Source organism: Amycolatopsis sp. NPDC104587 (genome assembly GCF_055583645.1).
In genome coordinates, this window is sequence record NZ_JBVJNO010000007.1 from 537,683 (window position 1) to 562,948 (window position 25,266).

Consider the following 25,266-nt stretch of genomic DNA (forward strand, 5'->3'; position numbering starts at 1 on the left):
CGGGGAGCTCAGCCGAGGACGCTCGTGTAGCCGTTCAGCGCGGGCTGCCCGCCGAGGTGGGCGTAGAGCACGGTCGAGTCGCGCGGGATCTCGCCGCTGGAGACCAGGTCGATCAGCGCGGCCATCGACTTGCCCTCGTACACCGGGTCGGTGATCATCGCCTCCAGCCGGGCGCAGGTCTCGATGGCCTCGATGGTGAGCTTGTCGGGGATGCCGTAGATCCCGGCGTGGTACCGGTCGTCCAGCTCGACCTCCGGGATCGGCCCGGCGCCGATCAGCTCCGCGGTGTTCCGCGCGATCCGCGTCACCTGGGCGCGGGTGGCGTCCGGCTTGGCCGAGGCGTCGATGCCGAGGATGCGCCGCGGGCGGCCGAGCGCCGCGCCCGCCACCATCCCCGCCTGCGTGCTGCCGGTGACCGAGCAGACGACCACCGTGTCGAAGAAGACGCCGAGCTCTTCCTCCTGCTTCTCGAGCTCGACGATCCAGTTCGCGAACCCGAGCCCGCCGAGCGGGTGGTCCGAGGCGCCGGCCGGGATGGCGTACGGCTTGCCCTCGCCCGCTTCGAGCTCGGCGACGGTGTCTTCCCAGGCCTTCTTGAAGCCGATGCTGAACCCCGCGTTGACGAGCCGGACGTCCGCGCCCAGTATCCGCGAGAGCTGGATGTTGCCGGCCTTCAGGTACAGCGGGTCGTGCCAGTCGACCCAGCTTTCCTGCACCAGCACCGCCTTCAGCCCGGCGCGCGCCGCGGCCGCCGCGACCTGCCGCGTGTGGTTGGACTGCACGCCGCCGATCGAGACGAGCGTGTCCGCGCCGCTCGCCAGCGCGTCGGCCACCAGGTACTCGAGCTTGCGGGTCTTGTTGCCCCCGAACGCGAGCCCGGAGTTCATGTCCTCGCGCTTGGCCCAGATCTTCGCGCCGCCGAGGTGCTCGGTGAGCCGCTCCAGCGGGTGCACCGGCGACGGGCCGATCAGCAGCGGGTAACGCGGGAAGTCGGCGATGGTCATCGGTCCTCCAGGAGGTCGGTCCAGATGGTCGAGATCACCGAGACGGCCGTGTCGGTGTCCTGTGCTTCGAGTGCGTCGATCAGCTTCGTGTGGCGCTCGACCGAGCTCCAGGCCAGCGCCGAGCCGAACCGCGCGTGCTCCAGGCGGCGCAGCAGTGGCGTGTAGCGGTCCAGGGTCGCGATCACGGCGGCGTTGCCGGCCAGCCGGACCGGGACGGCGTGCAGCTCGTCGTCCGCCGCCTCCGCGGCCACCGTGTCGCGGGCTTCGATCGCCGCGGCGAAGCGCTCGTTGGCCGCGCGCATCACGGCGATGTCGGCGGGCCGGCAGCGGGCGACGGCCTGCCGGACCGCGAACTCGTGCAGCACCCGCACGATCTGCCGGGCGTCCTCGACGTCGGGGGAGAGCACGTCCGACACCCGGGTGTAGCTCTGCGGCTTCGACTCGACGAGCCCGTCGTCCGTCAGCCGGAGAAGAGCCTGCCGGACCGGCGCCCGGGAAAGCCCGAGCTGCTCGGCGAGGTCGGCGTCCCGCAGCGGGGCGCCGGGCGGCAGCGTGCCGTCGACGATCGCGTGCCGGATGCGTTCGTACGCCTCGTCGCGCAGCAGCGGTCGGGTGACCTTTGAGAGACTCACATCTAACATGTTAGTTGACCACCGGGTCGCCCGGCCAGGAGCCGGGCGAGTGAACCATCAATAAACGGGACCGGTGTACTTTTCACCGGGGCCCTGGCCGGGCGCGTCCGGCACGGCCGAGGCCTCGCGGAACGCCTTCTGGAGCGACTGCAGGCCGTCGCGCAACGGGCCGGCGTGCAGGCCCAGGTACTCGGCGGACGCCGTGACCAGCCCGGCGAGCGCGGTGATCAGGCGGCGGGCTTCGTCGAGGTCGCGGTGCGGGGACGTCTCCGGGTCGGCGTCGGCGAGACCGAGCCGTTCGGCGCCGGCCGACAGCAGCATCACGGCCGCGCGGCTGATCACCTCCACGCTGGGGATGTCCTCCAGGTGGCGGGCTTCGGGGGAATAGGGGGGCTGTTCGGAGGGTTGATCTGACACGTCTGGTACCCTTCCACGAGCGACCAGCCCCCGAGGAATCGGGGGCGGCAAGTGGAGCCCCGCTCCCACCCGTGTCACCGTACAGGTGTCCGGGTCCGGTCTCGCCCGGACGGCAAGTCCAGGGTGAAGCGCCCGGCCTCGCGGCCGGATGCGATCGGAAACAGAGTGGGCCCCGCGCACCGAACGGTGTCGGGGCCTTCGCTATGTGGGCACCAGGTCGAAACGAGAACAGGAAACATTCCTCGGACCAAGGAGGCCCCATCAGCTCCGAGACACGCATCAACGACCGAATCCGGGTGCCGGAGGTCCGACTCGTCGGCCCCGCCGGCGAACAGGTCGGCATCGTCCGGATCGAGGATGCGCTGCGCCTGGCGCAGGAGAACGACCTCGACCTCGTCGAGGTCGCGCCGCAGGCCCGCCCGCCGGTGTGCAAGCTCATGGACTTCGGCAAGTTCAAGTACGAGAGCGCGCAGAAGGCCCGTGAGTCGCGGCGCAACCAGCAGCTGACCGTCATCAAGGAACAGAAGCTGCGCCCGAAGATCGACCAGCACGACTACGAGACCAAGAAGGGTCACGTGTCGCGCTTCCTGGCGGCGGGCAACAAGGTCAAGGTCACGATCATGTTCCGCGGTCGCGAGCAGTCCCGGCCGGAGCTCGGCTACCGGCTGCTGCAGAAGCTCGCCGAAGACGTCACGGAGCTCGGCTTCGTCGAGTCGTCGGCCAAGCAGGACGGCCGCAACATGATCATGGTGCTGGCCCCGCACAAGAACGTGAAGCCGAAGGCGAAGGCCGAGGCGGCCCCCGAGCCGACCCCCGACGCGTAGACGCCGACCAGCACAGTCAGCGGCTCACCGGTTCTCCGGTGAGCCGCCGCACGAAAGAGGACTGAAATGCCGAAGATGAAGACCCACAGCGGGACGTCCAAGCGGATCCGCGTCACGGGCACGGGCAAGCTGCGCCGTCAGAAGGCCGGCCGTCGGCACCTGATGGAGAAGAAGTCGAACCGCCTCACCCGCCGGCTCGAGGGCACCACCGAGCTGGCGAAGACCGAGGCCGGCCGCGTCAAGCGCCTGCTCGGCATCTGATCCCGCAGAACTTGCTGTAACCACCCGGGGCGTCCCCTTCGCCCCCTGAGATCGACAGGATGGACCCGTGGCACGCGTCAAGCGGGCGGTCAACGCCCAGAAGAAGCGTCGCGCAACTCTCGAACTGGCCAGCGGCTACCGCGGCCAGCGTTCGCGGCTGTACCGCAAGGCCAAGGAGCAGACGCTTCACTCGCTCAACTACGCCTACCGGGACCGCCGTGCCCGCAAGGGTGACTTCCGCCAGCTGTGGATCACCCGCATCAACGCGGCCGCCCGCGCGAACGGCGTGACCTACAACCGGTTCATCCAGGGCATCAAGGCCGCGGGTGTCGAGGTCGACCGCAAGATCCTCGCGGACCTCGCCGTCAACGACGCCGCCGCCTTCACCGCGCTGGCCGAGCTCGCCAAGGCCAACGTCAACACCGAAGCGAAGTCGGCCTGACCGGCAGTTTTCCCCGGCCCGGGGTGGATCCGTTCACCGAACGGACCCCCCGGGTCGTTGCTGCGCGCAAGCTGACCCGGCGCGCGGAGCGTGACAAGACCGGCCGGTTCCTGGCCGAGGGCGCGAACGCCGTCGAGGCGGCGCTCGAGTACGGCACGGTGCACGAGCTGTTCGTCACCGCCCGCGCGGCGGAGCAGCACGCGGAGCTGGTCGACGCCGCCCGCGCGGCCGGCGTCGCCGTCTCGCCGATCACCGACCGCGCCGCCGACGGGCTGTCGGAAACCGTGACCCCCCAAGGCATCGTGGCCGTTTGCGCGCTGCTGGACCGGCCCCTCGAAGCGGCCGTGACTCCCGGCGCCCGGCTCGTGGTGGTGCTCGTGGACGTCGCCGACCCCGGCAACGCGGGCACGGTGATCCGGGTCGCCGACGCGGCGGGCGCCGACGCCGTGGTCCTGGCGGGCGACACCGTCGACCCGCACAACGGCAAGTGCGTCCGCGCGGCCGCCGGCAGCCTGTTCCACCTGCCCGTCACGCGGGTCCGCGACGTCCCGGCCGCGCTGACGGCGTGTTCGGCCGCCGGCCTCCGCACCCTCGCGGCCCACGGGTACGCCGACGCCGAACTCGATCGGGTGGATCTCACCACGCCGACCGCGTGGGTGTTCGGCAACGAGGCCCACGGCCTGCCGTCCGACGTCCTCGAGCGGACCGACCTCGCGGTCCGGATCCCCCTGTACGGCAAGGCGGAGAGCCTGAACCTCGCCACCGCCGCGGCCGTCTGCGTCTACACGAGCGCGATGGCGGCGCGCCGCTGACCGGCCGCTAAGCTGCCCGGGTATCCACTGTGGTCACCTGGGGGGAAATCATGGGCAGGCTCGCCCTTTCGTTCAAGCTGTTCGCCGCCTCGTTCCGGGTGCTGCGCGCCCACAAGGGCCTGACGTGGTTCCCGGTGCTCGCCGGGATCGCCGGCCTGCTGGTCGCCGCGGCGTTCCTGACGCCGGCGTTCTTCACCGTCGACCTCGCGGGCGAGCACTTCCGGCCCAGCGTCGGCACGTATGTGCTGCTGGCGGCCTTCTACCTCGTCTCGGCCTTCGTCACGATCTTCTTCAACGCCGCGCTGATCTCCCAGGCCGACGTGGCCCTGCGCGGCGACGGCGGCATCCCGGGCGTCGGCGCGGGCCTGGCCGCGGCGGGCCGGCGCTGGCCGGTGCTGCTCGGCTGGGCCGGCCTCACCGCGACGGTCAGTGTCGTGCTGCGCACGATCGAGGAGCGGCTCGGCTTCCTCGGCAGCATCATCAGCGGCTTGATCGGCCTGGCCTGGCGCGTCACGACGTTCCTGGTGCTGCCCGTCGTCATGCTGGAGGGCTCGGGCGTGAAGGTGAGCGTCAAGCGCTCGGTCGAGCTGTTCCGCCGCGCCTGGGGCGAGAACGTCGCCGGCACCGCGGGCATCGGCCTGGTCGGCTTCCTCCTCACCCTGGCCGGTTACGTCGTCTTCCTCGGGGCCGGTTTCCTGCTCGGCGGCACGGCCACCGTCTTCGTCGCGGTCGGGCTGGCGATCGTCTGGACCCTGCTGGTGGCGGTCTTCACCACGACTCTGTCCGGCATCTACCAGACGGCGCTGTACCGCTACGCCGCCGAAGGCGTGGTCCCCGGCGAATTCGCGTCCGTCGACTTCGCCGACGCGTTCCGCGAGCGCTGAGCGCGGTCCGGGGCGACCAAGGGCACGCCGACCGGATCCCATAGACTTTTCCTGCCTTTGACCTCTCGTGCCCCGCGTGTCCGGCGGAGCGCGAACGACCAGTCCCAGCGGACGCCGAGGAGTTATGTCCGGAGCCAAGGAGAAGGAAGCCCAGGGCGGCGCGGTTCTCGCCCCCGAGACGCTGCAGGAGGCCGTCAAGGCCGCCGAAGCGGCGTTCGCCGCCGCGACCGGGCTCGAGGCGCTGGCCGAGGTCAAGCCGGCTCACCTCGGCGACCACTCGCCGCTGCTGCTGGCCCGCCGTGAGATCGGCGCTCTGCCCAAGCAGGAGAAGGCCGAGGCGGGCAAGCGCGTCAACGAGGCTCGCCAGGCCGTCCAGTCGGCGTTCGACACCCGCCGCGCCGAGCTCCAGGTGGAGCGCGACGAGCGGGTGCTGCGCGAGGAGGCCGTCGACGTCACGCTGCCGTGGGACCGCGTCCCGCGGGGCGCCCGGCACCCGATCAGCACCATCTCCGAGCGCGTCGCCGACGCCTTCGTCGCCATGGGCTACGAGATCGCCGAGGGCCCCGAGCTCGAAGCCGAGTGGTTCAACTTCGACGCGCTGAACTTCGGCAAGGACCACCCGGCCCGCCAGCTGCAGGACACCTTCTACGTCGGCGAAGAGGACTCGGGCCTGGTGCTGCGCACGCACACCTCGCCGGTCCAGGCGCGCACGCTGCTGCACCGCGACCTGCCGGTGTACGTCGTGTGCCCGGGGCGGACGTACCGCACCGACGAGCTCGACTCGACGCACACCCCGGTGTTCACCCAGGTCGAAGGCCTCGCGGTGGACAAGGGCATCACCATGGCGCACCTCAAGGGCACGCTCGACGCCTTCGCCCGCGCGATGTTCGGCGAGAACTCCAAGACCCGCCTGCGCCCGCACTTCTTCCCGTTCACCGAGCCGTCCGCCGAGGTCGACGTCTGGTTCGAGGAGAAGAAGGGCGGCCCCGGCTGGGTCGAGTGGGGCGGCTGCGGCATGGTCAACCCGAACGTGCTGCGTGCCTGCGGCGTCGACCCCGAGGTGTACTCGGGCTTCGCCTTCGGCATGGGCATCGAGCGCACCCTGCAGTTCCGCAACGGGATCCCGGACATGCGCGACATGGTGGAAGGCGACGTCCGTTTCACCCTTCCCTTCGGAACGGAGGCGTAGTGCGAGTCCCAGTCAGCTGGCTGACCGAGCACCTCGACATCGGCGACGAGGTCACGCCGCAGGACCTGGCCGACGCGTTCGTCCGGATCGGCATCGAGGTCGACGACCTGAGCGAGCTCGGGCCGGTGACCGGCCCGCTGGTCGTCGGCCGGGTGGCCGAGATCGAGGAGCTGACCGAGTTCAAGAAGCCGGTCCGGTTCTGCCGCGTCGACGTCGGCGAGACGGCCGACGAGGACGCCGAAGACGCCGATGAGGCCGACGACGAGGACGAGGACGACGAGTCCGGCGAGTTCGACGAGGGCCCGCACGGCATCAAGACCCGCGGCATCATCTGCGGCGCGCGCAACTTCACCGAGGGTGACCTGGTGGTCGTCGCGCTGCCCGGCGCGGTGCTGCCCGGCGACTTCGCCATCGCCTCCCGCAAGACCTACGGCCGGATCAGCGACGGCATGATCTGCTCGGCGCGCGAGCTCGGCCTCGGCGAGGACCACACCGGCATCCTCGTGCTGCCGCCGGGCACCGCGAGCCCGGGTGACGACGGCCAGGCGCTGCTCGGCCTGAACGACACGGTCATCGAGCTGGCCCCGACCCCGGACCGCGGGTACGCGCTGTCGATCCGCGGCTTGGCGCGCGAGCTGTCGAACGCCCTCGACGTGCCCTTCGGCGACCCGGCGCTGCTGGAGGTCCCGGCGGCCGAGGGTGACGCGTGGCCGGTCCACGTCGAAGACCCCGAAGGCTGCCCGCGGTTCGTGCTGCGCCGGGTCACCGGCCTGGACTCGACCGCGCCCGCCCCGTGGTGGATGCGGCGGCGGCTGATGCTGGCCGGCATCCGCTCGATCTCCCTGGCCGTCGACGTCACGAACTACGTGATGCTCGAGCTGGGCCACCCGCTGCACGCGTTCGCGACCAAGGCCATCCAGGGCGACCTGGTGGTGCGGCGGGCGAAGGCGGGCGAGAAGCTGACCACGCTGGACGACGTCGAGCGCACGCTCGACCCGGACGACGTCGTCATCGCCGACGACAGCGGGGTCATCTCGCTGGCCGGCACGATGGGCGGCGCGAGCACCGAGATCACGCCGGAGAGCACCGACGTGCTGCTCGAGGCGGCGCACTGGAACCCGGCCGCGATCAGCCGCACCGCGCGGCGGCACAAGCTGTTCTCCGAGGCCGCCAAGCGGTTCGAGCGGTTCACCGACCCGCAGCTGTGCGCGGCCGCGGTCGAGCTGGCCGCCCGGCTGCTGCGCCAGTACGGCGACGCGTCGATCCGGCCCGGCCGCACCGACGAGGGGTCGGTCGAGCCGAACCCGGCGGTCGAGATGCCGATCAACCTGCCCGACAAGGTCGCGGGCGTGAGCTACCAGCGCGGCGTCACCGTGCGCCGGCTGAGCCAGATCGGCTGCAAGGTCTCGGTCAGCACGGGCGACGACGGCACCGGCCTGGTCACGGCGATCCCGCCGAGCTGGCGCGGTGACCTGCGCCAGCCCGCCGACCTCGTCGAAGAGGTGCTGCGGCTCGAGGGCTACGACAGCATCCCGTCGACGCTGCCGGCCGCCCCGGCCGGCCGCGGCCTGACCGACAGCCAGCGGCGCGTCCGCGGGGTCGCCCGCGCCCTCGCCGAGGCGGGGTACGTCGAGGTGCGGCCGTTCCCGTTCATCGACAACGCGGTGTGGGACGCCTTCGGCCTGCCGGAGGACGACGTCCGGCGCAACACCGTCGTGGTCCGCAACCCGCTGGAGGCCGACCGCAACCGGCTGGCCACCACGCTGCTGCCGGGCCTGCTGGACACGTTGCAGCGCAACGTTTCGCGCGGGATGAAGGACGTCTCGCTGTTCCACATCGGCCAGGTGGTGCTGCCCGCGCCGAACCCGCTGAAGGTGCCGGACCTCGGCGTCGAGCACCGGCCGTCGGACGAGGAGCTGGCGCTGCTGGAGGCCGCGGTGCCGATGCAGCCGCTGCACGTCGCCGTCGTGCTCGCCGGCCAGCGTCACCGCGCCGGCTGGTGGGGCCAGGGCGAGCCGGCGAACTGGGCGGACGCGGTGCAGGCCGCCCGGACAGTCGCCGAGGCCGCGGGGATCAAGCTGACGGTGCAGTCGGCCGACCTGCCGCCGTTCCACCCGGGCCGCTGCGCCCAGCTGCGGGTCGGTGACTGGCCGGTGGGCCACGCGGGTGAGCTGCACCCGAAGGTGGTCGAGGCGCTCGGCCTGCCGCCGCGGACGGTGGCGATGGAGCTGGACCTCGACGCGATCCCGCTCCCGGACTCCCGCCCGGCGCCGAGCGTGTCGGGCTACCCGCCGGTGCTCCTGGACGTCGCACTGGTGGCGGCGGCGGACGTGCCGTCGGCGGACCTCGCGGCAGTGCTGCGCACGGGAGCGGGCGAGCTCCTGGAGGACATCACGCTGTTCGACGTCTACGACGGCGAGCAGGTCGGCGAGGGCAAGCGGTCCCTGGCGTACAAGCTCCGCTTCCGCGCCGCGGACCGGACCCTGACGGTGGACGAGGCCACCAAGGCCCGCGACGCTGCAATCGCCGCGGCCGGCGAGCACTTCAAAGCAACCCTCCGCGCCTGACCCCACCTCACCTCACGGCGAGGGGCCCACTCCGGCCCCTCGCCGCTAGCTCCACCGCCCGTGATGCCCCTCCAGTCACGCGTGATGCCCCGCCAGTCACGTGTGTTGCCCCTCCAGTCACACGTGTCGACCTCCCAATCACGTGAGTCGTCCATCCAGGCACGCGTGTCGGCCGCCTGGGTACGCGTGTCGTCCCTTCAATCACGCGAGTCGACCGTCCAATCACGCGTGTCGACCATCCCCGCACGCGCCGACCGCCGACTTTTCACCCGATGTGCTTGAGCGCCTCCCGCCGCAACAAGCCCGACAGTCCCGGGTGATCGTCCACGAACGACCGCACCCAGTCCGGCGCCGTCTTCGCGTACTCGCGCAACGCCCAGCCGATTCCCTTGCGCAGGAAAAACTCCGTCTCACCGATCGCCGGTTCGATCGTCCGCGTGAGCAGGTCGGTGTCCGTCTCCTCCTTGGCCCCGACCTGGCAGATGATCGCCGTTCGGCGGCGCCACAGATCGGCGTCCGCCGCCCAGCCCAGCATGGTCGGCGTGACCCGGGCGCGGTCGGCGCGCAGGATCGGCCCGATCCGCCGGATCGCGAGCTCGTCCACGTAGTCCCACCAAGCCCCGCTGACGATCATCTCCTCGTACATCGGGATCAGCTCCCGGTCCTGCCACGGCCGATACGCCCGGTGCCCGGAAAGATCGATCGCCGCGTAGCGCTCTTCGCGGAATTCGGCCGCCCGCCACAACTCCAGGACAGTTGCTGAATATGTCACTCGATCGGGCAGTATCCGGTCGGTCAGCACCCGCTTGAGAAGCACGCTCCGCTCAGGTTTCGCCACTCCACGGAAGGGCATAACCGACTTCATATACGCCTGCATCGCGGGCGCCTTCGCCGGGTCGGCCAGCTCGGCCAACCCGGTGCGGATGGCCTTGACCAGCTGTTCGTCCGCGCTCATCGCCCCTCCCGTCGCGCTCCGGCGACCGGAGCGTACTGCCGGCCACCGACAGTTCCGGCGTTCGCCGACACCGCAGGTTCCGACGAAAGACGGATGGCGGAACTCGTGGCGGTCGACGAGATTGTCCAGGGTTGCCGGTAGTTTCGTCGAAATACGGCGAACTCTGTCGAATGCGGACGAAAAGGACGACTGTGAAAAGAATCGTTGCCGCCATCGCCGCCGCGGGGCTCGCGGCCGGGCTGATGGCCGCCGCGCCCGCCGCCTCGGCGGACCCCGGGGTGCAGTTCAGCCCCGCGCCGATCGCCTGGGGGCCCTGCGACTCGGCGAGCCTGAAGGCCGCCGGAGCCGAATGCGGCTTCCTCGAGGTGCCGATGGACTACGCGAAGCCGGGCGGGACGAAGGTCTCCGTCGCGGTGTCGCGGATCAAGCACAAGACCGCGCAGTCCCAGGGGATCATGCTCGTGAACCCGGGCGGCCCGGGCGGCTCCGGCCTCGGGCTCTCGGTGCTCGGCAAGTACGTGCCGAACCACGCGGGGGACAACTACGACTGGATCGGCTTCGACCCGCGGGGCGTCGGGTCCAGCAAGCCGTCGATCAGCTGCGACGGGAACTACTTCAGCTACAACCGGCCGGCGTACGTGCCGACCACGCCGAAGCTGGAGAAGACCTGGCTCGACCGTTCGAAGGGCTACGCGAACGCCTGCCGCAAGAACGGCGCGATCCTCGACCACATCAAGACGACCGACGTCGCGCAGGACATGGACAGCCTGCGCAAGGCGCTGGGCGAGAAGCAGATCAACTACTACGGCTTCTCCTACGGCACCTACCTCGGCCAGGTGTACAGCACGCTGTACCCGAAGAACGTCCGCCGGATGGTGCTCGACGGCAACGTCGACCCGCGGAAGGTCTGGTACCAGGCCAACCTCGACCAGGACGTCGCGTTCGACAAGAACATCAAGATCTACTTCGACTGGCTGGCGTCCTACGACAACGTCTACCACCTCGGCAAGACCGGCGCCGCCGTCGAGAAGCTCTGGTACGACACGCAGCGCAAGCTCGCCAAGAACCCGGCGGGCGGCGTCATCGGCGGTGACGAGTGGACCGATGTCTTCCTGCAGGCCGGGTACTACGTCTTCGGCTGGGTCGACATGGCCAAGGCCTTCGACGGTTACGTCCACAAGGGTGACTGGCAGACGCTGAAGGCGCTCTACGACGACTCGAACCCGCCCGGTGACGACAACGGGTTCGCCGTCTACCTCGGGGTGCAGTGCACCGACGTGCAGTGGCCGACCAACTGGAACCAGTGGCGGATCGACAACTGGATCACCCACTTCAAGGCCCCGTTCGAGACCTGGGGCAACGCCTGGTTCAACGCGCCGTGCGTGTTCTGGCCGGCGAAGGCGGGCAAGCCGGTGGACATCGACGGCCGCAAGGTGGCCGGCGCGCTGCTGATCAGCGAGGAGCTCGACGCCGCGACGCCGTACGCGGGCAGCCTCGAGGTGCGCAAGCGGTTCCCGAACTCGAGCCTGATCAGCGCGCCGGGCGGCACGACGCACGCCGGTTCGCTGTCCGGGGTGTCCTGTGTGGACGACAAGATCGCCGACTACCTGGCCACCGGCAAGCTGCCGAAGCGCCAGCCCGGCAACCACTCGGACGCGCAGTGCAGCCCGGTTCCGCCGCCGGTGCCCGACGGAGCCGCCGCGCAGAAGTCGGACAGCTCGGCGAAGGCCGCGACGGAGAAGCAGAGCACGCTGGCCCAGCTGCTGCACTTCTGAGCCGGTTCTTTTGACCACGGTGCCCCGGTCCCGGACCGGGGCACCGTTGTGTGCGGAGAGAAACCGGCCGTGAGCAGGGCGTGGCCGAAAATTGTCGGGGGTGCGCGCTAGCTTCGTGGCATGTCGATCATCGAAGAGCGCCGGACCGAGGTCCGGGCCCAGGAGAACACCTACCGGATCGTGGTCTCGACCAGGACGGAAGACGACCGCGGCGAACCGAACACGAGGGTGATGATCACCCTGGAAGCCGGCGGCCCCGGCGGCGAAGCGGTCGCCGAGGGCAGCCTCGACCTGGACGTCGCGGTGGCGGCCACGGTCGCCGACCTGGTGACGGACGGCCTGCTGTCCGCCACCGGCGGCGGCCGGGCGCCGCGGCGAAGATCCGCGGGGCGGCCCGCCCAGCAGGGCCGCCCGTGGAACGAGGAGATGGACGCGGACCTGGAGAACCGCTGGATCGCGGGCGAGAGCGTGGCGGCGATCGCGACGCACTTCGAGCGCACCCCGGGTGGCATCCGCGCCCGGCTGCCCCGCGTGGGCTGCGACCCGGAGAACCCGGGTTGTTACCTCCCGGTGCCGCCGAGCAGGCGCACGGACCTGGACGAAGCCGAACCGAGCTGACCATCGCCGGTGGGCCGGTCCGTGCCGGGCCGGCCCACCGGCACCAGGGGAGGTTTCAAGTGCGCCTGCAAGCAGTAGTCCAGTTTTCGATCGGTGAAGTCCTTTTCCCGCAACGGGTATGCGGTCACCGCCGCCGGTCACTCCCGTGGTCTTGCTTTCGCGGTGGCGCGGGTTGGCGTCTGCCCACCCCACTCCAGCGTTTCCGCGCCCGCAAGAACGCAACCGACCGGCCGCTGTCCTGCGACCGGTCACTCCCGCAGTCCAGCCCCCTCGGCAGCGCGAGCCGCGAGCACCTTCAACCGCTCGACCAGCTCCGGCGGTTCCTCCACCCGAAACGCGCACCCCAGCCCCAGCAACCGGAAAGCCAGCCAGTCCAAGGTGTCCCCGCGACTCCGCCACCGGCACCGGCCGTCGCCGAGGTCGGTCAGCTCGTCGGCTGCCGCGCCGAGGCGGGGGCCCACCCGTGCCGCCGGCTCCGCCAGCACCGCCACCGCGCGGTACGTCGGGGCCAGGTCGTAGAGCCGTTCGACGACATACGCCGCCAGGTCCGTCGCCGGTGGCTTCCGTGGCGCCGCACGTCCGCCGGTTGCCTGGGCGTCGCGGACCCGGTCGGCGCGGAACACCCGCCAGTCCGCCCGGTCGAGGTCGTACGCCACCAGGTACCAGCGGCGGCCGGCCGCCACCAGCCGGAGGGGCTCGGCTCGGCGGCGGGTCTCGGTGCCGTCGTTCGCGCGGTAGCGGAACCGGACCGTCTCGTGGTTGGTGATCGCGCCGGCGAACGTCGTCAGCTGGGCCGGGTCGACGACCGGGCCGGCGGCCGGCACCGTGACCGTCGCCGTGCCGATCGTGCCCACCCGGCGGCGCAGCCGGGCCGGCAGCACCTGCTCCAGCTTCGCCAGCGCCCGCACCGACGCCTCCTCGATCCCGGACACCGTCTGCCCCGCGGCGGTCCGCAGCCCGACCGCGATCGCGACGGCTTCGTCGTCGAGCACCAGCGGCGGCATCGCCGTGCCCGCGACCAGCCGGTACCCGCCCGCGACCCCGCGGCTGGCCTCCACCGGGTAGCCCAGCTCACGCAGCCGGTCGACGTCGCGGCGGATCGTGCGCGGGCTGACGCCGAGCCGGTCGGCCAGCTCGCTTCCCGGCCACTCCCGCGGCGTCTGGAGCAGCGAAAGCAGGCCGAGCAGCCGCGCCGGGGTGTCCGTCATGGCGTCCAGCATCCCAAGGTGGCGGGTACCACTTCCCGGGAATCCTGTTTGTTTAGCCTTGCAAGGGCGTGCATAATCATGCGTATGACGGTGAACATCGCGGTGGCCGGCGCCAGCGGGTACGCGGGCGGCGAGCTCCTGCGCCTGCTCCTGGCCCATCCCGAGGTCGAAATCGGCACACTCACGGCCGCCAGCAGCGCCGGCACCCGGCTCGGCGGCCACCAGCCCCACCTCGTCCCGCTCGCCGACCGCGTCCTCGCCGAGACGACACCGGAGACCCTCGGCGGCCACGACGTCGTGTTCCTGGCCCTGCCCCACGGGCATTCGGCCGGGATCGCGGCGCAGCTGGGCCCGGACGTCCTGGTCGTCGACCTCGGCGCCGACCACCGCCTCGCCGACGCCGGCGACTGGCAGCGCTGGTACGGCGGCGACCACGCCGGCCAGTGGCCGTACGGCCTGCCCGAGCTGCCCGGCGCCCGCGAGAAGCTCGTCGGCGCCAAGCGCGTCGCCGTGCCCGGCTGCTTCCCGACCGGCGGCTCGCTGGCCCTCGCGCCCGCCTTCGCCGCGGGCCTGATCACCCCGGACGTCACGGTCGTCGCGGTCACCGGCACCTCCGGCGCGGGCAAGAGCCTCAAGCCGAACCTGCTCGGCTCCGAGGTCATGGGCTCCGCGAGCGCGTACGGCGTCGGCGGCGCCCACCGCCACACCCCGGAGTTCGCGCAGAACCTCTCGGCCGTCGCGGGGGAGAAGGTCACCGTGTCCTTCACCCCGGTGCTCGCGCCGATGCCGCGCGGCATCCTCACCACGGCGAGCGCCCCGCTGAAGGACGACGTCGACGAGGCCGCCGCCCGCGCCGCGTACGAGAAGGCCTACGACGCCGAGCCGTTCGTCCAGCTGCTGCCCGCGGGCGCCTGGCCGACGACGTCGGCGACGCTCGGCTCGAACAACGTCCAGCTGCAGGTCACCGTCGACACCGACGCGCGCCGCCTGGTCGTCGTCGCCGCGATCGACAACCTGACCAAGGGCACGGCCGGCGGCGCGGTCCAGTCGATGAACCTGGCCCTCGGCTTCCCCGAGACCACCGGCCTTTCGACCGTAGGAGTGGCACCGTGACCGTCACCGGCCCCCAGGGCTTCCGCGCCGCCGGCGTCGCCGCCGGGATCAAGGCCTCCGGCGCGCTCGACCTCACGCTGGTCGTCAACGACGGCCCGCTCGACGTCGCGGCGGGCGTCTTCACCCGCAACGTCATCAAGGCCGCGCCCGTCCTGTGGTCGCAGGAGGTGCTCAAGCAGCAGCGCCTCAAGGCCGTCGTCCTCAACTCGGGCGGCGCCAACGCGGCCACCGGGCCGGGCGGCTTCCAGGACACCCACGCCACGGCCGAGAAGGTCGCCGAAGCCCTGGAGACGGGCGCGATCGAGGTCGCCGTCTGCTCCACCGGGCTGATCGGCGAACGGCTGCCGATGGCCGCGGTCCTGTCCGGAGTGGACAGTGCGGTCAAGGCCCTCGACACCGGCGCCGAGGCGAGCCTGAACGCCGCCACCGGCGTGATGACCACCGACAGCAAACCCAAGCAGGCCTTCGCGAAGCACGCAGGCGGCTGGAGCGTCGGCGGGTTCGCCAAGGGCGCGGGCATGCTCGCGCCGAACCTCGCCACCATGCTGTCGGTGCTGACCACCGACGCCGTGGTGGACAAGGAAACCCTCGACCGCGCCCTGCGCGCGGCCACTCACGTCACCTTCGACCGGCTCGACGTCGACGGCGGCACGTCCACCAACGACACCGTCCTGGTCCTGGCCTCCGGCGCGAGCGGGGTCGAACCCACCGAGGCGGAGCTCACCGAGCTGCTCACCACCGTCAGCCACGACCTGGTGCTGCAGCTGCGCGCGGACTCCGAGGGCGCGACGAAGGACGTCGACGTCACTGTGCGGGGCGCGGCGTCCGAGGCCGACGCGATCGCGGTCGCGCGCACCATCGCCGAGGACAACCTGGTCAAGACGGCGCTGTTCGGCTCCGACCCGAACTGGGGCCGGATCGCGATGGCGCTTGGCCGCGTCCCAGCCCGCATCGACCCGGAGACGGTCTCGATCGCGATCAACGGCGTCACCCTGTTCGCGCAGGGTGTGCCCGCTTCCGACCGGTCGGAAGCCGACCTCACCGGCCGGGCCATCACGATCGTCGTCGACCTCGGCGTCGGCGCGAGCGCGGCGACCATCTACACCACGGACCTTTCGCACGGTTACGTCGAAGAGAACAGCGCGTACTCCTCATGACCCAGGAGGCACTGATTTCCGCGGACGAAAGACTCGCGACGGCGGCCGAGAAGGCCGGGGTGCTCATCGAGGCGCTGCCGTGGCTGCAGCGGTTCCACGGCGCCACCGTCGTGATCAAGTACGGCGGCAACGCGATGATCGACGACAGCCTGAAGGCGGCCTTCGCCGAGGACATGGTGTTCCTCCGGCTGGCCGGCCTGCGCCCGGTCGTCGTGCACGGCGGCGGCCCGCAGATCACCGCGATGCTCACCCGCCTCGGGGTCGAAGGCGAGTTCAAGGGCGGCCTTCGCGTCACCACGCCGGAGACGATGGACATCGTCCGGATGGTGCTCACCGGGCAGGTCAGCCGCGAGCTGGTCGGGCTGATCAACGCCCACGGGCCGTACGCGGTCGGCATCTCCGGCGAGGACGCCCGGCTGTTCACCGCCGAGCGCAAACAGGCCACTGTGGATGGTGAGCAGGTCGACATCGGCCTGGTCGGCGAGGTCGCCGAGGTCAACCCGGACGCCGTGCTCGACATCGTCAACGCCGGGCGCATCCCGGTGGTGTCCACGGTCGCCCCGGACGTCGAGGGTGTGGTGCACAACGTCAACGCCGACACGGCCGCCGGCGCGCTCGCGGCCGCGCTGGGAGCGGAAAAGCTCGTGGTGCTCACCGACGTCGAAGGCCTGTACGCGAACTGGCCGGACCGGTCGTCGCTGATCGACCGCATCCGCGTCGACCACCTCGAGCCGATGCTGCCCAGCCTGGCCAGCGGCATGATCCCGAAGATGGAGGCGTGCGTGCGCGCCATCCGCGGCGGCGTGCGCCGGGCGCACGTGATCGACGGCCGCCTCGCCCACTCGGTGCTGCTGGAGGTCTTCACCTCCCGTGGTGTCGGAACCATGGTCTTCCCCGAAACGGAGCTCCCGTGACCGACCTCAAGTCCAATGTGGATGGCCAGCGGCACTGGCAGTCCGCCGTCATGGACAACTACGGCACCCCGGCGCTGACGCTCGTGCGCGGTGAAGGCGCGAAGGTGTGGGACGCCGACGGCAAGGCCTACGTCGACCTGGTCGGCGGCATCGCCGTCAACGCGCTCGGCCACGCCCACCCGGCGATCGTCGACGCCGTCACCGAGCAGATCAAGCAGCTCGGCCACACCTCGAACCTCTACGTCAACCCGGTCGCCGTGGAGCTCGCCGAGGCGCTGCTCGACGTCGCGGGGCTCACCGGCAACGGCAAGGTGCTGTTCGTCAACTCCGGCGCCGAGGCCAACGAAGCCGCGCTGAAGATCAGCCGGCTGACCGGGCGCACCAAGGTGGTCGCGGCCGAAGGCGCGTTCCACGGCCGGACCATGGGTGCGCTGACGCTCACCGGCCAGCCCGGCAAGCGCGACCCGTTCAAGCCGCTGGTGCCTGGTGTCGAGCACGTGCCGTACGGGGACGTCGAGGCGCTCAAGGCGGCCGTCGACACCGACACCGCGGCCGTGTTCCTGGAGCCGGTCCTCGGCGAGGCGGGCGTGATCCCGGCGCCGGACGGCTACCTGCAGGCCGCCCGCGAGATCACCAAGGCCACCGGCACGCTGCTCGTGCTCGACGAGGTGCAGACCGGCCTCGGCCGGCTCGGCACCTGGTTCGGCTACCAGCAGGCCGGCATCGTGCCGGACGTCATCACGCTGGCGAAGGGCATCGGCGGCGGGTTGCCGCTGGGCGCGGTGATCGGCGTCGGCGCGGCGGGCGAGCTGCTCAAGCCCGGCCAGCACGGCACCACCTTCGGCGGCAACCCGGTGTGCTGCGCGGCCGGCCTGGCGGTGCTGAAGACGATCGCCGCGGACAACCTCCTCGACCACGTCTCCGCGCTGGGCAAGGACATCGCGGCCGGGGTCGAGGCCCTGGGCCACCCGCTCGTCGCCGGGGTGCGCGGCGCCGGGCTGCTGCTCGGCATCGCGCTGCGCGAGCCCGTCTCGGGAGCGGTCGCCAAGGCCGCGCAGGACGCCGGTTACCTCGTCAACGCCGTCGCCGCGGACACCATCCGGCTCGCGCCCCCGCTCGTGCTCGACGGCGAGCAGGCCGACGGCTTCCTCGCGGCCCTCCCGAACGCACTCGACTCCACCACGAAGGACTCCGACTGATGCTCCGCCACTTCCTCCGCGACGACGACGTCAGTCCCGCCGAGCAGAAGGCCATCCTCGACCTCGCGGATGCGCTGAAGGCCGACCCGCTCGGCAACAAGGCGCTGGCCGGGCGGTCCATCACGGCGATCTTCGAGAAGAACTCGACCCGCACCCGGTTTTCGTTCGAGGTGGGCATCAGCCAGCTCGGCGGGCACCCGGTGATCGTCGACGGCCGGTCGATGCAGCTCGGCCGCGAAGAGACCATCGAGGACACTTCGCGCGTGCTCTCGCGGTACGTGGACGGCATCGTGTGGCGGACCTTCGCGCAGAAGCGCATCGAGGCGATGGCCTCGGCCGCGTCGATCCCCGTGGTCAACGCGCTCACCGACGAGTTCCACCCGTGCCAGGCGCTCACCGACCTGATGACGATCCGCGAGCGCAAGGGGAAGCTCGAGGGCCTTACCCTCGTCTACCTCGGCGACGGCGCCAACAACATGGCGCACTCGCTGCTGCTCAGCGGGACGACGGCCGGGATGCACGTTCGGGTCGTCTCGCCGGTCGGCTTCCAGCCGGACCAGGGCGTCATGCTGGACGCGAAGAAGCGCGGGCACGAGACCGGCGGCAGCGCCACGGTGTTCACCGACCCGTACGCGGCCGTCGACGGCGCGGACGTGCTCGTCACCGACACGTGGACGTCGATGGGGCAGGAGAACGACGGGCTCGACCGGGTCGGCCCGTTCCGCGCCCTGCAGGTCAACGCGGAGCTGCTGAAGAAGGCCGCCGAAGACGCGATCGTGCTGCACTGCCTGCCGGCGCACCGCGGCTGGGAGATCACCGACGAGGTGCTCGACGGCCCGGCCAGCGCGGTGTGGGACGAGGCCGAGAACCGGCTGCACGCGCAGAAGGCGCTGCTCGTCTGGCTGTTCGAAGAGAGCCGGCGATGACCAGCAGCCGGGTGGGCCGCCAGGCGCGGATCACCGAGCTGGTGGCCACGATGACCATCCGCAGCCAGACCGAGCTCGCGAAGCTGCTGGCCGCCGAGGGCATCGACGTCACGCAGGCGACGCTGTCGCGTGACCTCGACGAGCTCGGCGCGGTCAAGCTGCGCGGTCCGGACTCCGGCGCGCCGGTCTATGTCATCCCCGAGGACGGCAACCCCTTGCGTGGGGTGCAGGGCGGCACTTCGCGGCTCTCCCGCCTGCTGGCGGAGCTGATGGTCTCGGCCGACTCGTCGGGCAACCTGACCGTGCTGCGGACCCCGCCCGGCGCGGCGCAGTTCCTGGCCAGCGCCATCGACCGGGCGGCGCTGGAAGAGGTCGTCGGCTCGATCGCGGGGGACGACACGGTGGCCGTGATCGCGCGGGAACCGTTGACGGGCAAAGGGTTGGCCGAACGCTTTGCCGCGCTCGCCCAACGATCGGCGGACGAAGGAACACCATGATCGGCGACTTCTTCCCGGCTGAGGGCGAATTCCTCGCGCCGGACGAGGTCGTGGTCACCTTCGACCGCGGGGTCCCGGTGGCGATCGACGGAGAGACCGTCTCCGTCGCCGAAGCGCACCGGATGCTGTGCGCACGAGGTGAGGCGCAGCGGATCGGGCGCGGCGAAGCGTGCGCCGCACTCGAACGGCGGACCGGCCGCGGATATGCCAGTGTCCGCTTGGTCCTGTACGACGGCCGGATCACGGTCGCCTGAACACACGAACACCGAGGAGAAGCGAGAACAGTGAGCGGGAACGAGCAGCCGGTGCAGCTGTGGGGCGGCCGGTTCGCCAGCGGTCCGGCGGAGGCCATGGCGGCGCTGAGCGCGTCGACGCACTTCGACTGGCGCCTGGCGCCCTACGACATCGCCGGGTCCCGCGCGCACGCCCGCGTGCTGAGCAAGGCGGGCCTGCTCACCGAGGCCGAGCTGAGCGGCATGCTGGCCGCGCTGGACACGCTCGCCCAGGACGTCGCGGCGGGGGCCTTCACGCCGACGATCGCCGACGAGGACGTGCACACGGCCCTCGAACGCGGCCTGCTCGAGCGGGCCGGCACCGAGCTCGGCGGCAAGCTGCGCGCCGGCCGCTCGCGCAACGACCAGGTCGCCACGCTGTTCCGGATGTGGCTGCGGGACGCCGCCCGCCGGGTCGTCGCGGGCACGCTCGACGTCGTCGACGCGCTGGTGTCGCAGGCGAAGCGGCACCCGGACGCGATCCTGCCCGGCCGGACCCACCTGCAGCACGCCCAGCCGGTGCTGCTCGCGCACCACCTGATGGCCCACGGCCAGGCGCTGCTGCGCGACGTCTCGCGGCTGCAGGACTGGGACACCCGCACCGCCGAGTCCCCGTACGGCTCCGGCGCGCTCGCCGGTTCGTCGCTGGGGCTCGACCCGGAGGCGGTCGCCGCGGAGTTGGGATTCACCACGAGCGTCGAGAACTCCATCGACGGCACCGCTTCGCGTGACTTCGTCGCCGAGTTCGCCTTCGCCGTCGCGATGCTGTCGGTGAACCTGTCCCGGATCGCCGAAGAGGTGATCATCTGGAACACCGCCGAGTTCGGCTACGTGACGCTCGACGACGCCTGGGCCACCGGCAGCTCGATCATGCCGCAGAAGAAGAACCCGGACGTCGCGGAGCTGACCCGGGGCAAGGCGGGCCGGCTGATCGGCAACCTCACCGGCCTGCTGGCCACGCTGAAGGCGCAGCCGCTGGCCTACAACCGCGACCTGCAGGAGGACAAGGAGCCGGTGTTCGACTCGGTCGAGCAGCTCGAGCTCCTGTTCCCGGCGATCGCCGGCATGCTCGCGACGCTGACCTTCCACACCGACCGGCTCGCCGAGCTGGCCCCGGCCGGGTTCACGCTGGCCACGGACATCGCGGAATGGCTGGTGCGCCAAGGCGTCCCGTTCCGCGTCGCGCACGAAGCGGCGGGGGAAAGCGTCCGCGTCGCCGAGTCCCGCGGGGTCGGCCTCGACGAGCTGACCGACGAAGAGTTCGAGAAGATCAACCCTTCGCTCACGCCTGAGGTGCGCGCGGTCCTCACCGTCGAAGGCTCGGTGAAGTCCCGCAACGCCCGGGGCGGCACGGCGCCGGAGCGCGTGGCCGAGCAGCGCGCCCGGCTGGAAGAGCGGGTGACCGCAGCCCGTCAGTGGCTCAACTGAGGGATTTGCGGAGCTTGGCCCGGACGGCCCGCGTGGCCACCGGGCCGAGCCCGTCGAGGACGTCGACGAGCACGGCGAGCTGTTCCAGCGCGGTGACGGCCTGCTCGGCGCCGTCGGGGTCGACGGTCTCGAACAGCGAGAGCCCGAGAAACCCGGACGACACAGCGTGGGCTAGCCCGGCGGGGTCCGCCAGCTCGGCCAGCGGTGACCCGTCGAGCACGCGCTCGAGGGCCGTCCGGACCTCGGTGATCCACTTGTCCAGGCCCTCGCGGGTCGCTTCGGCGAGCCGCTCGCTGCCCTGCGCGCCGGCGAGCGTCTGGGCCAGCACGGCCAGGTTGCCCTCCGCACGCTCGGCGACGCGGATCTCGCGGCCGAGCTCCAGCAGCTCGCGGACCGTGGTCACGGCGGCGAACCGTTCGCGGTAAACCGAAACGCGGGCTTCGGTCGCGAGGATGCAGGCCTGCGCGACGAGCTCTTCGACGCTGCCGAAGTGGTAGAAGACCAGCGCCTGGTTCGCGCCCGCGGCGGTGGCGGCCGACCGCGCCGAGACGGCCGTGATGCCCTGGCGCCGGATGACGTCCAGCACGCCGTCCACGAGCCGCTGCTTCGTGTCCTGCGAACTGGAGCTCCGGCCCGTCACCCCATGACCCTCTCACGGAGCGGCTTCACCGCACCGCCGACTCCGCCCCGGACGTCGACGAACCGGGCGCTGAACCGGCCTTCGTACCCGAACACCGGCCCGAAGCGCGGGTTGACCACGGCGACCTCGATCCGGAAGTCGCCACTGGCCGCGTCGAACCACTCGTCGACCTGGGCGGTCCCGGTGAGCACCCTGGGCAGCCCGCTGTGGACCGGGCCCTCGTGCAGCCGGAACTCGCCGGTGCGGATCCGGAACCCGCCGTCCGGGCGCACCGACACCGCGAGGTCGACGGCCAGGTGCTGGTGCGTCCCGAGGTAGTCGACGAGCCCGCGCCCGGGACTGTGCACCATCTGCGCGTCGAAGCGCCGCCGGCGCCGGGGGAACTCGAAGGTGCGCACGAAAGACACGGTTTCGCGGCCGTTCCGGTCCACGTACGGGTAGTTCTCGATGGTGAACGGCACGTTCCGGCCGCAGTCGGGGAAGAGGATGTGGCGCGTCGAGCCGAGCCACAGGAACGGCAGCACGAAGGTGGGGCCGCGCCAGATCCGGTCCATCACGCCGTGGCCGACCATGCCGCGCCCGCCGGTGAGGGCGAGCCGTTCCCGGACGCGGGGGTGCAGGTCGGCGAAGTCCGCGCCGAGCGCGCGTTCGAAGACGCTCACGCCGGCACCCCGATCCGGCCCTCGACGCGGTCACGCGGCCGGGTCCGCACGCAGCGGGCGGCGGAGGGCGCGGTCAGGGGCTGCGCTTCCGGTGGGGTCCCGGTCTCCAGCCAGAGCCGCAGCCGGTCGAACGACCAGGCGGTCAGCCAGCCGAAGGCCGGCCGGAACACGTGGTCGGCAAGGCGTCCGAAGCGTCCCCAGCGCGTGCCGTAGTCGAACCCGGTGACGAACCGGACGCCGCCGTCCACCGGCGTGTAGCGCCAGAACCCGGCACCCGCGCTGATCAGCGACAGCGGGTCGGCGGAGGCGAACCGCAGCACCGAGGTGCGCGAGCCGTCCGGCCAGGTGCGCGACGCCGCGCTCACGCCGACACCGGTGACCACCACCCCGAGGAACCGGGACTCGTAGCGGAAATGGCCGCCGGGCCGGGCCAACGGGCTGATGTCGGTGAAGCGCAGGTCCCAGCGCCGGTGCAGTGCGGGGTCCTGGGTGTGCTGCCAGAGCGTTTCCAGGTCCGTGCGGATCACGGTCTCGACGTACAGCGCCTTCATCTCGGCTCCCCTCGGTTTGAGCGACTGCTCAAATCGACTGTAGAGAAGTTTGAGCGATCGCTCAAGGGTTAGGCTGATCGGGAAGATTCCGAGGGAGGAGCGCGCTTGAGCGGCGAAGCAGGCCGGTTGTTCACCCGCGAGGAGCTCGCGCTCGACCCGGTCGACCTGGCCCACCTGCTGCTCGGCTCGGTCCTGGAGGCCGACGGCCCCGACGGCACGGTCGGCGTCCGGCTGGTGGAGGTCGAGGCCTACCGCGGCGAGGACGATCCGGCGTCGCACTGCTACCGCGGCCGCACCCCGCGCAACGCCGTGATGTGGGGGCCCGCGGGCCACCTGTACGTGTACTTCGTCTACGGGATGCACTTCTGCGCGAACGTCGTCGGCACCCACGAGGACCTGCCCGGCGCGGTGCTGCTCCGCGCCGGCGAAGTCGTCGAAGGCCTCGACGTCGTCCGCAAGCGACGGCCGGCCGCGCGGGGGACCGGTGAGCTCGCGAAGGGCCCGGCCATCCTCACCTCGGTGCTGCGGATCGACCGCGCGCAGAACGGCGTCGACCTGACCGACCCGGCGTCCCCGGTCCGGCTGCGCGTCGGCGAGCGCGTGCCGGCCGAGCGGATCCGGGTCGGCCCCCGCGTCGGCGTCGCGACGGCGATCGACACTCCCTGGCGGTTCTGGGACGGCGCCTCGGCGGCCGTGTCCACCTACCGCCGCGGCGGGAAGCGCCGGGTCCGACCCGCCAGTTAGTCGGTTGACCTGGTGCGGGAGGATCTACAGGCGTGAGCGAACACATCCTCGACGAGCTGTCCTGGCGCGGCCTCATCGCGCAGTCCACCGACATCGACGCCCTCCGGCGCGAGCTCGACCAGGGTCCCGTGACGCTCTATTGCGGGTTCGACCCCACCGCACCCAGCCTGCACGCCGGCAACCTCGTCCCGCTGCTCATGCTCAAGCGCTTCCAGCGCGCCGGGCACCGGCCGATCGTGCTGGCCGGCGGCGCGACCGGGATGATCGGCGACCCGCGCGACACCGCCGAGCGCGCGCTGAACACGCTCGACGTCGTCGCCGAGTGGGCCGGGCGCATCCGCGGCCAGCTCGAGCGGTTCGTCGACTTCGACGACTCGCAGACCGGGGCGATCGTCGAGAACAACCTCAACTGGACCGGCGAGCAGAACGTCCTGGAGTTCCTGCGCGACGTCGGGAAGCACTTCTCGGTCAACGTCATGCTCAACCGGGAGACGGTCAAGCGCCGGCTCGAGGGTGACGGCATGTCCTACACCGAGTTCAGCTACCTGCTGCTGCAGTCGCAGGACTACCTGCAGCTGCACCGCAAGTACGGCTGCAAGCTGCAGGTCGGCGGGTCCGACCAGTGGGGCAACCTCGTCGGCGGGGTCGACCTGATCCGCCGGACCGACGGGGCGGGCGCGCACGCGCTGACCGCGCCGCTGGTCACCGACGCCGAGGGACGCAAGTTCGGCAAGTCCACCGGCGGCGGGAACCTCTGGCTCGACCCGGAGATGACCTCGCCGTACGCCTGGTACCAGTACTTCGTCAACGTGGGCGACGCCGACGTCATCCGCTACCTGCGGATGTTCACGTTCCTCGGGCAGGAGGAGATCGCCGCGCTGGCCGAGGACACTGCGGAGCGCCCGCACCTGCGCGCGGCGCAGAAGCGGCTGGCGGAGGAGTTCACGACGCTCGTCCACGGTGAAGACCAGACCCGGCAGGTGATCAACGCCAGCCAGGCCCTGTTCGGCCGCGGCGAGCTCGCCGACCTGGACGCGCGCACGCTCGACGCCGCCATGGCCGAGGTGCCGAACGGCAAGCTCGACCCGTCGGGCGAGCCGACGATCGTCGACCTGCTGCTCGCCGGCGGACTGGTGGACAGCAAGGGCGCCGCGCGCCGCACGGTGAAGGAGGGCGGCGCGTACGTGAACAACGTGAAGGTCGCCGACGAGGAGTGGAAGCCCGCCGCGGGCGACGCGCTGCACGGCAAGTGGCTGGTGGTCCGCCGCGGCCGCCGCAACGTGGCCGGCGTCGCGCTCGGCGGCTGACGGCTCGACAGGCCCGGAACAGGGGCTTGACCTGCGGAAACGCGGTTAAGGTACCCCCCTGTTCCGGGCCTCTTCACGGGGTGTAAAGTTCTCCAAGTCGCCAGGGAGACCGGGTGGCCGCCGGGACACGAACCAAGCTCTCGCTCGAAGCGATTGAGTGGGTGTCCCACCAAAAACTGCTAGGAATAACTCGCTTCGAGTAAGGCCGCTTGACGGCGGCGCGACTCGGGTGTGTTGCTTGAGAACTCAACAGTGTGCTAGTGAACTA

General features: G+C 71.4%; 27 protein-coding genes. 19 read left to right on the plus strand and 8 right to left on the minus strand.

The annotated features are described in order from the left end of the window. Positions 1-8 precede the first annotated feature (8 nt). The 3 genes from ACZ61C_RS24765 to ACZ61C_RS24775 are packed head-to-tail and all read right to left on the minus strand — an operon-like array spanning position 9 to position 2,053. Positions 9-1,004, minus strand: a complete 996-nt coding sequence (locus tag ACZ61C_RS24765; RefSeq protein WP_465310178.1) for a 1-aminocyclopropane-1-carboxylate deaminase — start codon at positions 1,002-1,004, stop codon at positions 9-11. Then, a complete protein-coding gene (locus ACZ61C_RS24770) occupies positions 1,001-1,636 on the minus strand; it encodes a GntR family transcriptional regulator (protein ID WP_465310179.1) in 636 nt (211 codons plus the stop codon). The genes ACZ61C_RS24765 and ACZ61C_RS24770 overlap by 4 nt, the downstream gene beginning before the upstream one ends. A 57-nt stretch (positions 1,637-1,693) precedes the next feature. Further along, positions 1,694-2,053 (minus strand): DUF1844 domain-containing protein, encoded by a 360-nt coding sequence (locus tag ACZ61C_RS24775; RefSeq protein WP_323337907.1) that lies wholly within the window; start codon positions 2,051-2,053, stop codon positions 1,694-1,696. Positions 2,054-2,256: 203 nt separating this feature from the next. Here ACZ61C_RS24775 and infC point away from each other — a divergent pair, with 203 nt between their 5' ends. From infC to pheT, 7 genes are all read left to right on the plus strand, one after another. Then, entirely contained in the window at positions 2,257-2,877 is a 621-nt protein-coding gene (infC, locus tag ACZ61C_RS24780) for a translation initiation factor IF-3 (RefSeq protein ID WP_086856944.1), read from the plus strand. 66 nt (positions 2,878-2,943) lie between these two features. Beyond that, the gene (gene rpmI / locus ACZ61C_RS24785) at positions 2,944-3,138 is read left to right on the plus strand and encodes a 50S ribosomal protein L35 (RefSeq protein WP_086672342.1); all 195 of its coding nucleotides are present in this window, start codon (positions 2,944-2,946) and stop codon (positions 3,136-3,138) included. Between the two features lie 67 nt (positions 3,139-3,205). Then, positions 3,206-3,580, plus strand: a complete 375-nt coding sequence (gene rplT / locus ACZ61C_RS24790) for a 50S ribosomal protein L20 (protein ID WP_086672344.1) — start codon at positions 3,206-3,208, stop codon at positions 3,578-3,580. A gap of 23 nt (positions 3,581-3,603) precedes the next feature. Beyond that, the gene (locus tag ACZ61C_RS24795; RefSeq protein ID WP_465310180.1) at positions 3,604-4,392 is read left to right on the plus strand and encodes a TrmH family RNA methyltransferase; all 789 of its coding nucleotides are present in this window, start codon (positions 3,604-3,606) and stop codon (positions 4,390-4,392) included. A 50-nt stretch (positions 4,393-4,442) separates the two neighbouring features. After that, positions 4,443-5,276 (plus strand): DUF6159 family protein, encoded by an 834-nt coding sequence (locus tag ACZ61C_RS24800; protein WP_465310181.1) that lies wholly within the window; start codon positions 4,443-4,445, stop codon positions 5,274-5,276. A 124-nt stretch (positions 5,277-5,400) separates the two neighbouring features. Further along, complete coding sequence (gene pheS, locus ACZ61C_RS24805) at positions 5,401-6,465, plus strand: phenylalanine--tRNA ligase subunit alpha (protein WP_465310182.1); 1,065 nt, start codon at positions 5,401-5,403, stop codon at positions 6,463-6,465. After that, complete coding sequence (gene pheT, locus ACZ61C_RS24810; protein ID WP_465310183.1) at positions 6,465-9,032, plus strand: phenylalanine--tRNA ligase subunit beta; 2,568 nt, start codon at positions 6,465-6,467, stop codon at positions 9,030-9,032. Before pheS ends, pheT begins: the two co-directional genes overlap by 1 nt. A 265-nt stretch (positions 9,033-9,297) precedes the next feature. On the opposite strand, the gene ACZ61C_RS24815 is transcribed toward pheT, so the two are convergent. Next, positions 9,298-9,987 carry a DNA alkylation repair protein gene (locus ACZ61C_RS24815; protein WP_465310184.1) on the minus strand — a complete coding sequence of 230 codons (690 nt, stop codon included), beginning with the start codon at positions 9,985-9,987 and terminating at the stop codon, positions 9,298-9,300. Between the two features lie 191 nt (positions 9,988-10,178). Here ACZ61C_RS24815 and ACZ61C_RS24820 point away from each other — a divergent pair, with 191 nt between their 5' ends. Both ACZ61C_RS24820 and ACZ61C_RS24825 read left to right on the plus strand, forming a co-directional pair. Continuing rightward, positions 10,179-11,762, plus strand: coding sequence for an alpha/beta hydrolase (locus ACZ61C_RS24820; protein WP_465310185.1), 1,584 nt, complete (start codon positions 10,179-10,181; stop codon positions 11,760-11,762). 120 nt (positions 11,763-11,882) lie between these two features. Next, positions 11,883-12,380, plus strand: a complete 498-nt coding sequence (locus ACZ61C_RS24825) for a helix-turn-helix domain containing protein (protein ID WP_465310186.1) — start codon at positions 11,883-11,885, stop codon at positions 12,378-12,380. A gap of 248 nt (positions 12,381-12,628) precedes the next feature. Here the strand turns inward: ACZ61C_RS24825 and ACZ61C_RS24830 are convergent, their stop codons facing one another. Next, complete coding sequence (locus ACZ61C_RS24830) at positions 12,629-13,588, minus strand: helix-turn-helix transcriptional regulator (RefSeq protein WP_465310187.1); 960 nt, start codon at positions 13,586-13,588, stop codon at positions 12,629-12,631. Between the two features lie 84 nt (positions 13,589-13,672). Between ACZ61C_RS24830 and argC the strand changes: the two genes are divergently transcribed. Genes argC through argH form a run of 8 tightly spaced genes read left to right on the plus strand, consistent with a single transcriptional unit; the run spans position 13,673 to position 21,094 of the window. After that, complete coding sequence (gene argC / locus ACZ61C_RS24835; RefSeq protein WP_465310188.1) at positions 13,673-14,701, plus strand: N-acetyl-gamma-glutamyl-phosphate reductase; 1,029 nt, start codon at positions 13,673-13,675, stop codon at positions 14,699-14,701. Continuing rightward, the gene (argJ, locus tag ACZ61C_RS24840; protein ID WP_465310189.1) at positions 14,698-15,858 is read left to right on the plus strand and encodes a bifunctional glutamate N-acetyltransferase/amino-acid acetyltransferase ArgJ; all 1,161 of its coding nucleotides are present in this window, start codon (positions 14,698-14,700) and stop codon (positions 15,856-15,858) included. The genes argC and argJ overlap by 4 nt, the downstream gene beginning before the upstream one ends. Beyond that, a complete protein-coding gene (argB, locus tag ACZ61C_RS24845; protein ID WP_465310190.1) occupies positions 15,855-16,772 on the plus strand; it encodes an acetylglutamate kinase in 918 nt (305 codons plus the stop codon). Before argJ ends, argB begins: the two co-directional genes overlap by 4 nt. Next, complete coding sequence (locus ACZ61C_RS24850) at positions 16,769-17,971, plus strand: acetylornithine transaminase (protein WP_465310191.1); 1,203 nt, start codon at positions 16,769-16,771, stop codon at positions 17,969-17,971. The genes argB and ACZ61C_RS24850 overlap by 4 nt, the downstream gene beginning before the upstream one ends. Continuing rightward, positions 17,971-18,897 (plus strand): ornithine carbamoyltransferase, encoded by a 927-nt coding sequence (gene argF / locus ACZ61C_RS24855; RefSeq protein ID WP_465310192.1) that lies wholly within the window; start codon positions 17,971-17,973, stop codon positions 18,895-18,897. Before ACZ61C_RS24850 ends, argF begins: the two co-directional genes overlap by 1 nt. Next, complete coding sequence (locus ACZ61C_RS24860; protein ID WP_465310193.1) at positions 18,894-19,394, plus strand: arginine repressor; 501 nt, start codon at positions 18,894-18,896, stop codon at positions 19,392-19,394. The genes argF and ACZ61C_RS24860 overlap by 4 nt, the downstream gene beginning before the upstream one ends. Next, positions 19,391-19,648, plus strand: coding sequence for an argininosuccinate synthase (locus ACZ61C_RS24865; RefSeq protein WP_465310194.1), 258 nt, complete (start codon positions 19,391-19,393; stop codon positions 19,646-19,648). The genes ACZ61C_RS24860 and ACZ61C_RS24865 overlap by 4 nt, the downstream gene beginning before the upstream one ends. A 30-nt stretch (positions 19,649-19,678) precedes the next feature. Next, on the plus strand, positions 19,679-21,094 hold the full coding sequence (gene argH / locus ACZ61C_RS24870; protein WP_465310195.1) for an argininosuccinate lyase: 1,416 nt from the start codon (positions 19,679-19,681) through the stop codon (positions 21,092-21,094). On the opposite strand, the gene ACZ61C_RS24875 is transcribed toward argH, so the two are convergent. From ACZ61C_RS24875 to ACZ61C_RS24885, 3 genes are read right to left on the minus strand one after another with little or no spacing between them, the layout of a single operon-like run. Further along, positions 21,087-21,734, minus strand: a complete 648-nt coding sequence (locus ACZ61C_RS24875; protein ID WP_465310196.1) for a TetR family transcriptional regulator — start codon at positions 21,732-21,734, stop codon at positions 21,087-21,089. The two genes, argH and ACZ61C_RS24875, sit on opposite strands and share 8 nt — an antisense overlap. Beyond that, positions 21,731-22,396 carry a DUF4166 domain-containing protein gene (locus tag ACZ61C_RS24880; RefSeq protein ID WP_465310197.1) on the minus strand — a complete coding sequence of 222 codons (666 nt, stop codon included), beginning with the start codon at positions 22,394-22,396 and terminating at the stop codon, positions 21,731-21,733. Before ACZ61C_RS24880 ends, ACZ61C_RS24875 begins: the two co-directional genes overlap by 4 nt. Beyond that, entirely contained in the window at positions 22,393-22,947 is a 555-nt protein-coding gene (locus ACZ61C_RS24885) for a hypothetical protein (protein ID WP_465310198.1), read from the minus strand. The genes ACZ61C_RS24880 and ACZ61C_RS24885 overlap by 4 nt, the downstream gene beginning before the upstream one ends. Before the next feature lie 105 nt (positions 22,948-23,052). Here ACZ61C_RS24885 and ACZ61C_RS24890 point away from each other — a divergent pair, with 105 nt between their 5' ends. Then, the gene (locus tag ACZ61C_RS24890; RefSeq protein WP_465310199.1) at positions 23,053-23,691 is read left to right on the plus strand and encodes a DNA-3-methyladenine glycosylase; all 639 of its coding nucleotides are present in this window, start codon (positions 23,053-23,055) and stop codon (positions 23,689-23,691) included. A gap of 32 nt (positions 23,692-23,723) precedes the next feature. After that, on the plus strand, positions 23,724-24,998 hold the full coding sequence (gene tyrS, locus ACZ61C_RS24895; RefSeq protein WP_465310200.1) for a tyrosine--tRNA ligase: 1,275 nt from the start codon (positions 23,724-23,726) through the stop codon (positions 24,996-24,998). Positions 24,999-25,266 lie beyond the last annotated feature (268 nt).

What these genes read in the sequence shown, in the direction of transcription:
- ACZ61C_RS24865 (WP_465310194.1), top strand. Translation starts at nt 19,391, where the DNA reads ATGATCGGCGACTTCTTCCCGGCTGAGGGCGAATTCCTCGCGCCGGAC.
- argF (WP_465310192.1), top strand. Translation starts at nt 17,971, where the DNA reads ATGCTCCGCCACTTCCTCCGCGACGACGACGTCAGTCCCGCCGAGCAG.
- ACZ61C_RS24800 (WP_465310181.1), top strand. Translation starts at nt 4,443, where the DNA reads ATGGGCAGGCTCGCCCTTTCGTTCAAGCTGTTCGCCGCCTCGTTCCGG.
- ACZ61C_RS24815 (WP_465310184.1), bottom strand. Translation starts at nt 9,987, where the DNA reads ATGAGCGCGGACGAACAGCTGGTCAAGGCCATCCGCACCGGGTTGGCC.
- ACZ61C_RS24860 (WP_465310193.1), top strand. Translation starts at nt 18,894, where the DNA reads ATGACCAGCAGCCGGGTGGGCCGCCAGGCGCGGATCACCGAGCTGGTG.
- rpmI (WP_086672342.1), top strand. Translation starts at nt 2,944, where the DNA reads ATGCCGAAGATGAAGACCCACAGCGGGACGTCCAAGCGGATCCGCGTC.
- ACZ61C_RS24765 (WP_465310178.1), bottom strand. Translation starts at nt 1,004, where the DNA reads ATGACCATCGCCGACTTCCCGCGTTACCCGCTGCTGATCGGCCCGTCG.
- infC (WP_086856944.1), top strand. Translation starts at nt 2,257, where the DNA reads ATGTGGGCACCAGGTCGAAACGAGAACAGGAAACATTCCTCGGACCAA.
- argB (WP_465310190.1), top strand. Translation starts at nt 15,855, where the DNA reads ATGACCCAGGAGGCACTGATTTCCGCGGACGAAAGACTCGCGACGGCG.
- ACZ61C_RS24830 (WP_465310187.1), bottom strand. Translation starts at nt 13,588, where the DNA reads ATGACGGACACCCCGGCGCGGCTGCTCGGCCTGCTTTCGCTGCTCCAG.
- ACZ61C_RS24885 (WP_465310198.1), bottom strand. Translation starts at nt 22,947, where the DNA reads ATGAAGGCGCTGTACGTCGAGACCGTGATCCGCACGGACCTGGAAACG.
- pheS (WP_465310182.1), top strand. Translation starts at nt 5,401, where the DNA reads ATGTCCGGAGCCAAGGAGAAGGAAGCCCAGGGCGGCGCGGTTCTCGCC.
- ACZ61C_RS24825 (WP_465310186.1), top strand. Translation starts at nt 11,883, where the DNA reads ATGTCGATCATCGAAGAGCGCCGGACCGAGGTCCGGGCCCAGGAGAAC.
- argC (WP_465310188.1), top strand. Translation starts at nt 13,673, where the DNA reads ATGACGGTGAACATCGCGGTGGCCGGCGCCAGCGGGTACGCGGGCGGC.